Origin of the sequence: Brevundimonas sp. M20 (assembly GCF_006547065.1) — a bacterium.
Classification (GTDB): domain Bacteria; phylum Pseudomonadota; class Alphaproteobacteria; order Caulobacterales; family Caulobacteraceae; genus Brevundimonas.
The window spans coordinates 2,324,956-2,337,486 of sequence record NZ_CP041243.1 but is presented as its reverse complement, the minus strand read 5'-3'; the positions used below and the strand labels follow the sequence as shown (position 1 = coordinate 2,337,486).

Annotated in this window: 15 protein-coding genes; 9 read left to right on the top strand and 6 right to left on the bottom strand. The window is 67.1% G+C overall.

Annotated features, from left to right (window positions below):
• Nucleotides 1–133: 133 nt before the first annotated feature.
• Genes FKQ52_RS11550 through FKQ52_RS11530 form a run of 5 tightly spaced genes read left to right on the top strand, consistent with a single transcriptional unit; the run spans nt 134 to nt 4,586 of the window.
• Nucleotides 134–1,048, top strand: a complete 915-nt coding sequence (locus FKQ52_RS11550) for an ABC transporter ATP-binding protein (protein ID WP_168196844.1) — start codon at nt 134–136, stop codon at nt 1,046–1,048.
• On the top strand, nt 1,045–2,244 hold the full coding sequence (locus tag FKQ52_RS11545) for an ABC transporter permease (protein ID WP_141627314.1): 1,200 nt from the start codon (nt 1,045–1,047) through the stop codon (nt 2,242–2,244). Before FKQ52_RS11550 ends, FKQ52_RS11545 begins: the two co-directional genes overlap by 4 nt.
• Before the next feature lie 5 nt (nt 2,245–2,249).
• Nucleotides 2,250–2,531 carry a phosphopantetheine-binding protein gene (locus tag FKQ52_RS11540; RefSeq protein WP_205750746.1) on the top strand — a complete coding sequence of 94 codons (282 nt, stop codon included), beginning with the start codon at nt 2,250–2,252 and terminating at the stop codon, nt 2,529–2,531.
• A complete protein-coding gene (locus FKQ52_RS11535) occupies nt 2,528–3,709 on the top strand; it encodes a beta-ketoacyl synthase N-terminal-like domain-containing protein (protein WP_141627313.1) in 1,182 nt (393 codons plus the stop codon). The genes FKQ52_RS11540 and FKQ52_RS11535 overlap by 4 nt, the downstream gene beginning before the upstream one ends.
• The gene (locus FKQ52_RS11530) at nt 3,702–4,586 is read left to right on the top strand and encodes a beta-ketoacyl synthase N-terminal-like domain-containing protein (protein WP_141627312.1); all 885 of its coding nucleotides are present in this window, start codon (nt 3,702–3,704) and stop codon (nt 4,584–4,586) included. The genes FKQ52_RS11535 and FKQ52_RS11530 overlap by 8 nt, the downstream gene beginning before the upstream one ends.
• Here FKQ52_RS11530 and FKQ52_RS11525 read toward each other — a convergent pair.
• From FKQ52_RS11525 to FKQ52_RS11505, 5 genes are all read right to left on the bottom strand, one after another.
• On the bottom strand, nt 4,583–5,569 hold the full coding sequence (locus tag FKQ52_RS11525) for a BtrH N-terminal domain-containing protein (protein ID WP_141627311.1): 987 nt from the start codon (nt 5,567–5,569) through the stop codon (nt 4,583–4,585). The genes FKQ52_RS11530 and FKQ52_RS11525 overlap by 4 nt on opposite strands.
• A 4-nt stretch (nt 5,570–5,573) precedes the next feature.
• Nucleotides 5,574–5,984, bottom strand: a complete 411-nt coding sequence (locus FKQ52_RS11520; protein WP_141627310.1) for a hypothetical protein — start codon at nt 5,982–5,984, stop codon at nt 5,574–5,576.
• A gap of 3 nt (nt 5,985–5,987) precedes the next feature.
• Nucleotides 5,988–7,133 carry a beta-ketoacyl-ACP synthase III gene (locus FKQ52_RS11515; RefSeq protein ID WP_141627309.1) on the bottom strand — a complete coding sequence of 382 codons (1,146 nt, stop codon included), beginning with the start codon at nt 7,131–7,133 and terminating at the stop codon, nt 5,988–5,990.
• Entirely contained in the window at nt 7,130–8,089 is a 960-nt protein-coding gene (locus FKQ52_RS11510; RefSeq protein ID WP_205750745.1) for a dialkylrecorsinol condensing enzyme, read from the bottom strand. The genes FKQ52_RS11515 and FKQ52_RS11510 overlap by 4 nt, the downstream gene beginning before the upstream one ends.
• Nucleotides 8,090–8,182: 93 nt before the next feature.
• The gene (locus tag FKQ52_RS11505) at nt 8,183–8,470 is read right to left on the bottom strand and encodes a 3-hydroxyacyl-ACP dehydratase FabZ family protein (protein ID WP_141627308.1); all 288 of its coding nucleotides are present in this window, start codon (nt 8,468–8,470) and stop codon (nt 8,183–8,185) included.
• A gap of 77 nt (nt 8,471–8,547) precedes the next feature.
• Here FKQ52_RS11505 and FKQ52_RS11500 point away from each other — a divergent pair, with 77 nt between their 5' ends.
• Nucleotides 8,548–9,009, top strand: a complete 462-nt coding sequence (locus tag FKQ52_RS11500; RefSeq protein ID WP_141627307.1) for a hydroxymyristoyl-ACP dehydratase — start codon at nt 8,548–8,550, stop codon at nt 9,007–9,009.
• Nucleotides 9,010–9,140: 131 nt separating this feature from the next.
• A complete protein-coding gene (gene plsX / locus FKQ52_RS11495) occupies nt 9,141–10,196 on the top strand; it encodes a phosphate acyltransferase PlsX (protein WP_141627306.1) in 1,056 nt (351 codons plus the stop codon).
• Here the strand turns inward: plsX and FKQ52_RS11490 are convergent.
• On the bottom strand, nt 10,178–10,822 hold the full coding sequence (locus tag FKQ52_RS11490) for a response regulator transcription factor (protein ID WP_141627305.1): 645 nt from the start codon (nt 10,820–10,822) through the stop codon (nt 10,178–10,180). The two genes, plsX and FKQ52_RS11490, sit on opposite strands and share 19 nt — an antisense overlap.
• Nucleotides 10,823–11,067: 245 nt before the next feature.
• On the opposite strand from FKQ52_RS11490, the gene FKQ52_RS11485 reads away from it, so the two are divergent.
• Together FKQ52_RS11485 and FKQ52_RS11480 are read left to right on the top strand one after the other, a co-directional pair.
• Entirely contained in the window at nt 11,068–11,592 is a 525-nt protein-coding gene (locus tag FKQ52_RS11485; RefSeq protein ID WP_141627304.1) for a DUF4402 domain-containing protein, read from the top strand.
• A 116-nt stretch (nt 11,593–11,708) separates the two neighbouring features.
• Nucleotides 11,709–12,530, top strand: coding sequence for a hypothetical protein (locus tag FKQ52_RS11480; protein WP_240811636.1), 822 nt, complete (start codon nt 11,709–11,711; stop codon nt 12,528–12,530).
• Nucleotide 12,531 lies beyond the last annotated feature (1 nt).

Here is a 12,531-nt window from a genome sequence, read left to right as displayed (position 1 = left end):
CTCGGGCTCCGGGCTGGGGGGACTGGCCGCGCGAATACAGGGTGCCGGCATTCAGGACGACGTCTTCCCCGCGACCCCGTCGCCCCCTCTGACCCCGGCGTCCGTCCCGGTCGGGGACGATGGCTTCATCACGGTGTCCGACCTTTTCTACCGGCATCGCGGTGCGGATCGCGACGCCCTGTCCGACGTCTCGTTCACGGTGCGGCGGGGCGGCTGCTTCGGCCTGCTGGGGCCGAACGGCGCGGGCAAGAGCACGATGTTCGGCCTGCTGACCGGCCTGTTGGCTCCACAGAAGGGCGAGATCAGGATCGACGGCCTGTCGATCCGCCGCGATCTCAAGGCGGTGCGCCAGATCGGCGCCTTGGCGCCACAGAATCTGGCCTTCTATCCGGACCTCACGGCGCGCGAGAACCTGTCCTTCTTCGCCGGCGCCTGTCGCCTGTCCAGCGCCGTCTGGCGCGAGCGCTTCGCCGCGGCCGTCGAGACCTGTCAATTGCAGGACCTGCTGGATCGCCGCGCTGAAACCTTCTCGGGCGGGGAGAAGCGGCGGCTCAATCTGGCCATCGCCCTGCTGAACGCGCCGCGCGTGCTCTATCTCGATGAACCCACCGTCGGCATCGACGCGCGTTCGCGCCAGACCATCATTGAGGCCATCGCCGCGCTGAAGGCGGAGGGCGTGACCGTCATCTACACCTCTCACTACATGGAGGAGGTCGAGGCGCTGTGTGACCACCTCGCGATCATCGACCGCGGGCGGGTGCTGGCCATCGGCTCGAAGGCGGAGGTGCTGACCCGCTACGCCCACGGCGCGCTCGAAGTCCGGCTCCTGTCGCCGGTGTCGGCGCAGGGCAGGGCGATCCTGTCGGAGGGCGGCGTCGTCTGGGCTGATGATCTGACGCTGACCCTGCCGGTGTCCGACGCGGCCGGTCCCGCCGGGGCCTTCGCCCTGCTGGCCCGCGCTGAGGCGCAGGTCGCACAGGCCGCCTATGGCGTGGCCCGGCTCGAGAAGGCCTATCTGGCGATCCTCGATCAGGGAGCGGCGTCATGAAGCGCTCCGCCCTGATGGCGTCCTTCGTCAAGGAATTGCGGTTGCTGTCGCGGGATATCCACGGCCTCGCGCTGCTGTTCATCCTGCCCCTGACCTTCATCCTGATCATGTCTCTGGCGCTTCAGGACATGTTCGAGACGCGCGGCGGCGCGGGCGTCGCCGTGTTGTTCGTCAATCGGGACGGCCAGGAACAGTCACGGGACTTCATCGACCGGCTGAAGGCCAACGACGCCTTCGACCTGCGCGCCGTGTCGGTCCAGCCGGGACCGGAGGCCGCCAAGGCCCTGCTCCGGACCGAGGACGCGGCCTTCCTGCTGGACGTCGGGGCGGGCTACGAGACCCGCATCGCCGAGCTGTCGTCGGACGATCCGTCCCCGCTGGTCACTGTCACCACCGCCGCCGACACCAATCGCCAGATCGAGAAAATCTTCGTCGCCGCCGTGAACGAGGCCGTCGGCCGCCAGCGCTCCGAACGCATCCTCGAACGCGTCGGCTACCCCATGCCGGAGAACGAGAAGCGCGGGACCGGCGGGCGGGTCGCGGTCAACTACGCCTACGCCGATGCGGGCCATGACGCCGCGCCCAGTTCGGTCCAGCAGAGCGTCCCGGCATGGCTGGTGTTCGCCCTGTTCTTCGTCGCCGTGCCCTTCTCCAACAGCTTCATCCGTGAGCGTCAGGTCGGCGCCCAACGCCGGCTCCGGACGACCAACATCGGCCCGCTGGCCCAGTTCTTCGGCAAGCTGATCCCCTATTTCGGCATCAACCAGCTTCAGGTCGTCCTGATGCTCGCCGCGGGGGTCTGGCTGGTGCCGCTGCTGGGCGGTGATGCGCTCAGGATCAACGGCTCCCTCCCGGCCCTGATCGCCCTGTCGGCGGCGCTCAGTATCGCCGCGCTGGGCCTGGCCTTGCTGATCGCGGTCAGCGCCCGGACGACCGAGCAGGCGACCCTTCTGGCCGGTCTGGGCAGCATCGTTCTGGCCGCCATCGGTGGGGTGATGGTGCCCAAATTCGTCATGCCCGAGGTGATGCAGCGCATCGCCGAGCTGTCGCCCATGTCGTGGGGCGTCGACGGTTTCCTGGCTCTGCTGCTGAACGGCGGCGACGTCGTGGACATTCTGCCTGAACTCTTCAAACTGACCGCCTTCGGGGCGGTCGCCATGGTCCTGGCCCTGGTCCGTTTCCGCCTTCGAGAGTGAGCCCGATGACAAGCCCGATGGACCACAACGAACTGGTCGAGGCGCTGAAACGCCTCATCATCGAAGAGTGCGACAAGGATATCGACCCCGCCGACATGCCGGTCGATGAACCGCTGATGGGCGGATCACTGGATCTCGATTCGCTCGACGCACTCCAGGTCAGTCTGGCGATTCAAAAGCAGTACGGCGTGCGGATCGAGGGCGGGCCGGACGGACGCAAGGCCTTCGCCAGTATCAATGCGCTGGCTGACTTCATTATCGCCGCCAAGGCCGCGCCGCCCGCATGAGCCGGAGCTATTTCGTCGGGGCGGGGCTCCACACCTGCCTTGGACAGGACGTCGCCGCCAATGTCGCGGCCCTGTTCGCGCCACCCCCGGACGCCGCGTCCGTCCCGCTTGAGGCGGGCGGACTGCGCGCGGTCGTGCCCGCCCTGCTGCTCAAGGATCGACCGCTCGTCGATATCGAAAACCGGCTAGAATCGGTGTTGGAGGCCGTTTGCGCCGAGGCGATCGAGGCCGCCGGCCTCACCGCCGCGGAGCGCGCCGACACGATCCTTCTGCTCGGTTCGTCGTCGGTCGATATCTCGCGGTCCGAGGCGATCTATCAACGCGAACTGGCTGAAGGGCTGGACGCCCATCCGTTGACCCACAACAACAACCTCGGCCGTCTGGCCGAGCGGCTGCGTCGCCGTTTCGGTCTGGGCGGCCCGGACTACACCGTTTCGACCGCCTGCACGGCCAGCGCCAACGCCCTGATCTACGGCGACGCCCTGATCCGCAGCGGCCGGGCCGGACATGCGTTGGTGGTCAGTTCCGAGAGCCTGAACATCATCACGGCCATGGGCTTCCAGGGACTGAACCTGCTGTCGAAGACCGGCACGATGAAGCCGTTTGACAGCGCGCGCGGCGGACTGGTTCCCGGCGAGGGCTGCGGCGCGGTGGTGGTCAGCGGCGGCAAGCGGCGGGGGAACGGGGCGGGGGCCTTGGCGAGCTCGGGCTTCCACCTGCGCGGCGCCGCCAACCTTTGCGACATCTTCGGCATGTCCGCCGCCAACCCGGACGGCAGCACCGTGCTTGAGGTCATCCAGCGCGCCCTCGACTCGGCGGGCGTCGAGGCCGGACGCATCGCGGGCATCAAGACCCACGGCACCGCAAGCCTGCTGAATGACGAGGCCGAGGCCGCCGGCATGGCCCGCGCCTTCGGGACCGTGCCGCCGCTCTGCGCGCTCAAGCCCTTCATCGGCCACACCTTCGGCGCCTGCGGCCTGAATGAACTGATCCTGTTCTGCGCCCTGCTGGAGCAGGGGTATTTCCCGGCCGTCCCGGGCGTCTGCGCCGAGCCGGGCGAACTGGGGATCAGCCTGTTCCAGACCCCGCAGCCCATGGCGCCGGGCGTCTTCATGCTCAACTATTTCGGCTTCGGCGGAAACAACACCTCGCTCGTGATCGCGAACGTCGATGACTGAAGTCCTGATCCACGCCCTGGGCGACTATTACGCCCCCGTCGAAGACATCCCGCCGGACCTGCGCGCCCTGCTGACCGCCGAAACCGGCAAGCCGGTGCGTCGGATCGGCCGCTTCATCCAGTCGGCCCTGATCGGCGCCGCCCGCTGCGTCGGCGCGGAGACCCCGCCTGCCGAAACCGCCGTCTACATGGCTTCGCGCCGGGGCGATCTGGAGGTGACGCTGGAAGTGATGGAGCCGCTGTTCAAACACGGCGAACCGCCCAAGCCGCTCAGCTTCATCAACACGGTGTCGAACGCCGCCTGCTTCTACGTCGCGCGCCATTTCGGCCTGCATGGACGCAGCTGCTTCCTCAGCAACACCCACTTCAGCTTCGAGACGGCGCTTCAGCTGGCCCTGCTGGATATCGAGACGGGGCTGGTCAGCTCGGCGCTGGTCGGTTCGGTCGATATCGCCACGGGGCCGATGGAGGTGCACCGCCGCCGCCTGCGACTGGAGGACGGCACGCCGGTCGCCGAGGCCAGTCACTGGCTCTGGCTCCGCGCGGACGGACAGGGGCCGTCAGCCCTGCGTTCGGTCGACTTCTTCGCGGACCGCGCGGCCCTGTCCGACTGGCTGGCGAAACAGACGCTGGACCCGGCGCGCACCGTCTTCAACCGCGGCCAGTATCTGCCGTCGGATGAGGTCGCGGGCGTGATGCGTGAGGCGGGGCTGAGCCGCCTGACCGACGCCGCCGACGGCCGCGCCTGCTACGACAGCCAGAGCGTCGGCGCCCTGGGCGACTTCATCCGCGACGGCGACGCCGAGGTGCTGCTTCAGGTCAACGCCAACGACAGCGGCGGCTATGCGGCCATCCTGCTGGAGGTCCGGCGCGGTTAAACGTGCCGGAGGCTCTTCCAGACGGCCAGTTCCCTGTCGGCGATGCCGTTCAGGATGGCGTCCAGCTCGTGCACATCCATCTGCGCCCGCCCCCGGCACATCTTGCTGGCGCGCAGGGCGAACCGCCGCCACTCGTCGCCCGCCGCCGTCAGGTCCTTCGCTGCGTCGGCCAGCGCGGGCTGGCCCAGCAGGCGGCTCGCCTCCTGCAGGAAGGATGCATAGATGAAGCGGAACCCGGCCCCGCCGGTCCCGATCTCCTCCTGCATCCGCACGATGTGGCCCAGATAGAGCGGCAGGTAGGTGTCGCGGTTCGCATCGCGCGACAGCTTCACGATGTTCCGCCCCAGGAAGCGGATGCCCTTCACCCCGGCGATCGGCACCGGGGCCTGCATCGTTTTGGCGTTCCAGCGGATGGCCTTGGGGATTTCGGTCGCGTAGTCGACCTCGCCCGGTGTGCCGGTCGGGTAGTACATCAGCCCCTTCGGCTCCATGTCGCCCTTGGCGAAGCGGGCGCGCTGCATCGAGGCGCGATCACAGCGGACGGTGGTTTCGAACAGCGGATCGCTGACCAGATAGTCGTCCCCCTCGCGCCCGTAGACCACCAGATTGTGGGCGTTGAAGTGAAACCGCATCTGCTCCGGGAAATAGGGCAGCCAGTAGACGCAGGTTTGCAGCCCGACCGCCCGCCCGGCGTCCAGCGCGGCGTCCAGCGCCCGTTCGGCCTCGGCCGGGTCGCTGAACCGTGTGCGCTCCCAGCGCATGCCGACACGCTTCTCGACGCCCTTGATGATGTTCCCCGGCAACATGCGGTAGGCGATCAGCGGCATCCCGGCCAGCTTGATGATCGGCATGTAGGCGAAGGTCAGCGAGGCCGACAGACCAAAGGCCATCGGCTCGCTCATCGGCAGGCCGTGGTGGGTCAGCATGTTCGCGACCACGCCGCTTTCGCAATGCGCGGACTGACGGTGGTGGAAGTCGCTCATGGGCTCAGGCGTCCGGCGCGGCAGGGAGGCTCCGCAGGCCCTCGACGCTCATGCCGAGCACCTCTGCGTAACGGTTCAGGATCGTGTCCGGCAGGCGGGCGAACACGGCGGGCTTGAAGTGGCGCGAGGTCCGCCAGCGCCAGAAGCCGGTGGCCGAAGCGAAGCTGGCCCGGTCCATGCGGCGTCGGTACATATGGTACTCCAGCGGCGCGGTCAGGCCCGCCTTCGCCCGTTCCCATGCATCGTCCCGCTGCTGGTTCAGCACCTCGACGGCGGCCAGGGTGGCGTAGGATTCCACATCCCAGCCCAGCGACTGAACCTCGGTGTAATCGCCCTGTTCATCGACGGCGTAGAACAGCTTGCGCTGTCCCGCGTGGGTCAGGGATGGGTCTTGCGGGACCTCATCGGTCTTCATCGGTCAGCCCTGCACCACGGTCAGGTGCATGAAGCTGCCGGAGAACCGGCCGCTTTCCGGCACCCAGCACAGCAGGCGATGACCCGGCTTCAGCCGGCCGCTGGCCAGCAGTTCGTCGATCATTACATAGATCGAGGCCGAGCCGGTGTTGCCGCGCGTCGTCAGATTGGTGAACCAGCGCTCCTGCGGGATGTCGAAATCGACGTTCAGCATCGACTGGTACAGCCGGTCCCGGAAGAACTCCGACGAATAGTGGGGCAGGAAGAAATCCACATCCGAGGGCTTCAGGCCGCGCTTTGCGGCCATGCCGGGCAGGGGCTTCTCCAGCGTGTAGCGCAGGACGTTGTCGTTCAGCAGGCGCACGTCCTGCTTGACGGTCAGAACGGATTGGGCGGCCCGTTCCTCGGCCGTGAACTGGGCCCAGCCGGTGATGCTGCCGTCCTCGTTCTTGACCCCGCCCATGTACATGCAGGTGTCCATCTCGCCCGAGAAGGAGTGCAGGTCGATCCAGTCCACGCGCAGGTTCAGCGCGCCCGCTCGCGCCTCCGGCTCCAGCAGCAAGGCGCCCGCGGCGTCCGACAGCATCCAGCGCAGGAAATCCTTCTCGAAGGCGATCTCCGGGTTATCTTCCAGCGCATCCACCCGGGCGTCGATCTCGGGCGTGAAGTTGGCCGCCGACATCACGGCCGAGGCGGTTTCCGATCCCGTCGCCACCGCCGCGTCGGTGTCGCCCGCGGCGACCGACAGCCAGGCGTACTTCAGCGAAGCCATGCCGCTCATGCACACGCCTGCGGTCGAAACCGACTGAACGTCCTGCAAACCCAGTTCACCCTGCACCATGGAGGCGTGACCCGGCATGATCTGGTCGGGGTTGGAGGTGCCGCACGCCAGGCATTCGACAGCGTCCAGATCGGTATCCAGCAGGCGCACGGCCTCGGCCGCCAGCTGGGCGTTGGTGTGGGTCGGCTTCAGCGTCTCGGGGTCGATCGCATAGTGGCGGCTCTTGATGCCGTTCGAACGCAGGATGGTGCGGCGGGCGCGCGACGGACGCGGCCCGACCTGCCCCAGAATCCGCTCCATGTCGTCATTGCCCACCGGGGCGTTCGGCAGGAAGGCGGCGGTACGCGTAATGTAGACAGGGCGGGTCAAGAGGGGCTTTCCATCAGTTGCATGGATTCCCCGGAGGGAGCGGCGAAATAGGCCCGTTGCCGGGCGACATGGGCTTTCAGGAACGGCTTGAGCAGCGCCTTGATGATGGCCAGCAGCGGCACGACCGTCAGGATCAGGGTGATCAGGAACAGCACATAGATCACGATGACCAGCTGACGCAGGGCCGACGACGGCGTGCCGGTGGCGCGCAGAAGCTTGCCCCAGATCATGAAGCTGCGCTTGGCGGTCTTCTCGGATTCGATCAGGCCCTCACGCACCGTGACGGCGCCCAGACCGCCCAGCATCGGGCTGCTGTCCTCGCGCTTGCGCTTCGGCAGGGCGGCGGCGATGGCGCGGCCGAAGCGGGCGCAGCCGGCGACATCTTCCTTCGATACCCCGGCCTCGGGGATCAGCCCGTTCAGGAACGGGCCCTTCTTGCCGGTCAGCATCCACATCGGGGTCGAGACGAAGGTGAAGGCGCTGTGCGCGCTGTCGGTCAGTACGATGTTGTCGACCAGTCGCCCGCCCAGTTCGCTGATCAGTGTCTTCATCCGCTCCTGCGCCATCAGCCACATGTTGCGGCAACCGATCAGCGTCACGACGGGCTTCCCGGCCAGCAGCTTGCGCGCGCCCTCGGACTTCAGGAAAGCGATGGTCGGCAGGGACGGGGACAGGAACCAGACCTGATAGGCCAGGATCACCAGATCATAGTCGGCGTCCGGATCGACGCCGGGCGCCTCCGCCGGTTCGACGTCTTCATAGACAGTCTCTGGGAAGGTGTTGAAGAAGCGGAAGAAGGGCCAGGGGAAGGGCCAGGGCTTGTTCGGCTTGAGCTCGGAGACGGTGACCTCGATGTCCGCGTTCGCCCTCAGCGGCGCGATCGTCGCATCGACGATGTCGGCCAACTGTCCCGTCTGCGAATAATAGACGACCAGCACCTTGCGCATCGTGAGCATTCTCCCCCGAGAGTCACATAAAACCCTACAACCACTCCACCGGCGCCCGCGGACGGGTGCGGTTACGCTCGCGCGGGGCGAGCGTTTTCCACGTTATGCCAGTGCAAACTGACCTGTAGCGAGAATTTCGTCCCCGACAAAGGCACGAAAACTGACCTTGTCGTCACGAATTTCGGCCCACTCCACGCTCAGCTTTTCTCCGGGAGCCAGCATCCGCTGGAATTTGGCCTTCCGGATCCCGCGCAAGGGCCTGTCCGGCGACAGTTCACGCCAGTCGTCAGCCAGAAGATCGAGGATCATCACGCCCGGCACCAGCGGATTGCCCGGAAAGTGTCCCGGCAGGGCAGGGTGGTCGAGGGGGACGGACAGCGCCGGTTTCATCAATCGCTCACTGCTCGCCAACCACCGTGGTCAGGTTTATGGAACGGTCAAAGACTTGGCAAGCAAGGGGGGCTGCCTTGACCATGGCGACCACGGGGGCGTCTGACGCACCGATTCTGCAAGGCGCCGAACTGCATCGGCTGGTTCCCCACGACGGGGCCATGCGCCTGCTGGCGCGGGTGTTGAAGGTCGAGGGCGCGGCCATCCTGTGCGAGGCGAATTCGCATCTGTCCGACGACAATCCCCTGCGCTCGCACGACCGCCTGCCGATCACCGCCGGCATCGAGTATGCGGCGCAGGCCGCCGCCATCCACTCCTCTCTCACCGGCGACAAGGCCGAACCGGGGCGTGGCGGCAGCCTGGCGGTCCTGTCGAACATCAACTGGCATGTGGACCGTCTGGACGACATCAACGGCCCGTTGCGGGTCGGCGCCACCCAGATCGCGCGCACCGGCGCCGCCTTGCAGTACGAGTTCGCGCTGGAGACGGTCGGCGGCGCCGTGCTGATCGACGGCGTCCTGATGATCGCCCTCGCCTGACTTTCGGCCTGACCTCCCGGTTCCCATCCCCGCGACACGACGATACCCTTGCCGACAGAAGGGGCTTAAGACCCCTCGGCGCCCGGAGTTTCCCGCCCTTGCCATCCGCTACGACAATCTCGCTTGACGTCATGGGTGGCGATCAGGGGCCGCCGGCGATCATCGGCGGGGTCCACGAGTATCTGAAGGCCCACGATGGCCGGAACCTGCGCTTCCTGCTGCACGGGGACGAGACCGCCATCCGCGCCGAGATGGCCCGGCTGAAATTGTCGGGCGGGAACATGGACATCCGACATACCGACAAGGTCATCCCGATGGGCGAGAAGCCCGCCCAGGCCTTGCGCCGGGGCAAGGGAACCAGCCTTTGGAACGCCGTTGAGTCGATCCGCGCGGGCGAGGCCCACGCCGCCGTCTCCGCCGGAAACACCGGCGCCATGATGGCCATCTCCAAACTGATCCTGCGCATGGCCGTGCCCGCGCTGGAGCGCCCGGCCATCGTCGCCAATTGGCCGACCGCGCGCGGCATCAGCGTGGTGCTGGATGTCGGCGCGAACATCGACTGCGGCGCGCGTCAGCTGGTTGAGTTCGCCATCATGGGCGAGTCCTTCCACGCCGCCGTCCATGGCTCCACCCGCCCCACCATCGGCCTGCTGAACGTCGGGTCAGAGGACAACAAGGGCCATGACGAGGTGCGCGAGGCCCACCGCATCCTGCGCGAATGGGGGCAGGGTCTCGACTATCGCGGCTTCGTCGAGGGCGACGACATCGCCAAGGGAACGGTCGACATCATCGTCACCGACGGCTTCACCGGCAATATCGCGCTCAAGACCACCGAGGGCACGATCCGCTTCCTGCTGACCCTGCTCAAGGAATCGCTGACCTCCACCACCCTGGGCAAGGTCGGCGCCCTCATGGTGAAGCCCGCCCTGCGGACCATGGTCCACCGCATCGACCCGGGCCGCTACAACGGCGCGCCTTTGCTGGGCCTGAACGGTCTGGTGGTGAAAAGCCACGGCAGCACCAACGCCGCCGGTTTCGCCTCGGCTATCCGGGTGGCGGTCGATCTCGCGCGCAGCGACTATCTGGCCAAGGTCGCCGCCGGTCTGGAGCGACTGGGCGACATCATGGAAGCCACGCCGGAAGCCACGCCGGAAGAGGCGCCGGTCAGTCAGCCCGTCGGCGCCTGATCGTTTCTCAACACCGGCGCCGCCGCCAGGATCGCCTGACTGCGATTGTTGACCTGCAGCTTCTTCAGGATGGCCGAGACGTGCTGTTTCACCGTGCCCTCCGTCAGATTCATGTCACCCGCGATCTGCTTGTTCAGCTTGCCGTCCACCAGTGCCCGCATGATCCGCAGCTGGGCCGCTGACAGGGTCGAGATGCGACGGTGGAAATCGACCGCCCTCGGGTCCGGCTCGACATTTTCGGGGAACAGGGTCTCGCCCCGCAGGATCGCGCCCACCGCGTTCACCAGCGTCTCCACCGGTTCCGACTTGGACAAATAGGAGTCGACCCCGAACGCCCGCGCCATTGACAGCGAATGATGGTCCGTCCGCGCCGAGACAATGGCGATCTTTCCGTCCGGCAGGATCTGCTGAAGCCGTAGCAGGGCGCTGAAGCCCTCGGCATCGGGCAGCATCAGGTCCAGCATCACCAGCTTCACCCTGGGCCCATGCAGGCGGACATAGGCGTCCGCCTCGGTCGCCGAGGTCACGCGGCCCACGTCCAGATGGGGATAGGCGGCCTTGATCGACAGCTCAAAGGCCTGTCCCACCAAGGGGTGGTCATCGACGATCAGAACGATCCAGCGCACAGCTGATCCTCCGATATCAACCTTGGCTATACGCCAATTCGCACGGTCAGATTGCGAGTGTGAGTCCTAACAGCAGGTTTGCCTACCCGAAAACTGACCATTTTTGCGGGAGCGGGATTCTCGTCTCAACCTATAACTTTGGTTCGATTTGCACCATTTCAGCGGGGCGGGTTGTGGACCTGCACGCCGATCAGGATGATTTGGACGCCAACGCAGACGAGGCCCCTCGTCGTTGGAGATCGAAAATGATCAAGTCGCTTGCCGCCGCCGCCGCCCTTCTGACTGTCGCTATCGCCGCCCCGGCCATGGCCCAGTCGGCGTCCACCACGGGGACGGGCTCCATCACCGTCATCCGCCCGCTGACCATCACCAAGAACGCCGACCTGAAGTTCGGCACGGTGGTGCGTCCCTCGACCGGATCGGGCACCGTGACCGTCAGCGCCGCCGGCGCGCGTTCGGTGGCCGGCGGCGTCGTCGGCCTGAACTCGGGCGACACACCGCAGGCCGCCCAGTTCACCGTCGACGGCGAAGGCGGCCAGTCGATTTCGGTCACCATCCCCGCGACCTTCTCGATCGCCAACGGCACGGACACCCTCACCGTCACCACCTCGAACAACCTGACCGGTTCGGCCGCCGCCCAGACCCTCAGCAACGCCCTGGGTTCGGCCGGTTCGCTGAGCTTCCGCGTCGGCGGCAGCGTCCCGGTCGCCTCCACCTCGCCGACCGGAGTCTACACCGGCGCCTTCACCGTTTCGGCGGCCTATAACTGATCGGCGATCCGGTGTTTCCGCTGCGGGAAGTCCGGTCGGCCTGTCCCGTCGTTAACGCATCGGTTGTTCGCGAGAACTACCTTCGCGCTCAGGATGGACTGAAGAAGGTCGTCGTGATGTCGATGCGTCTTGTTCTTTCGGCCGCGTTTCTGCTGCTGATCGCGGGCCCCGCCGGGGCCCAGGTCGGCGCGGATCTGAACATCTCGCCCAAGCGGGTGGTGTTCGAACCGGGCGAGCGCAGCGCCACCGTCTATATCTTCAATCAGGGTGATCAGGCCGCGACCTATTCGGTCGAGCTGGTCGACCGGGTCATGCTCGCTGACGGCCAGATCGTGGCCGCCGCGGACCAGCCCGGGGCCACGCTCGATTCCGCCGCCGACCTTGTTCAGTACACGCCGCGCCGGATCACGCTCCAGCCGCGCGAAAGTCAGGCGATCCGTGTCCGCGCCCGTCCGGGCGCCGGGGGCGAGCATCGCACGCACCTGACCGTCACGGCCCTGCCGTCCGAGACCGCCGGCTTCACCGTCGAACAGGCGGTCCAGCCCGGCGCGGACGAGGTTGCGGTGCAGGTCATCGCCCTGTTCAGCGTCAGCATCCCGGTCATCGTCCGTGACGGCCCCGCCGACGCCCGCGCCGCTGTCGAGAACCTGTCGGTCCTGCGGGCCGAGAACGGGGCGCAGGTCCTGTCCCTCGACCTCGTCCGACTGGGCGACAGCTCGGTCTACGGGGATGTGGAAATCCATCTGGGCGCCGGCCCCGACGCGCCTCTGGCGACCGCAGTGCGGGGCGTGGCCGTCTATCCCGAGATCGGCCGCCGCACGGTGGTGACGCCGTTGCAGACAGCGCTGGCCCCCGGTCAGACCGTAACCGTGGTCTATCGCGACGACGACGCCCGTCCCGGTGAAATCCTGGCGACGGCGACCCTCGTCGCGCCGTGAG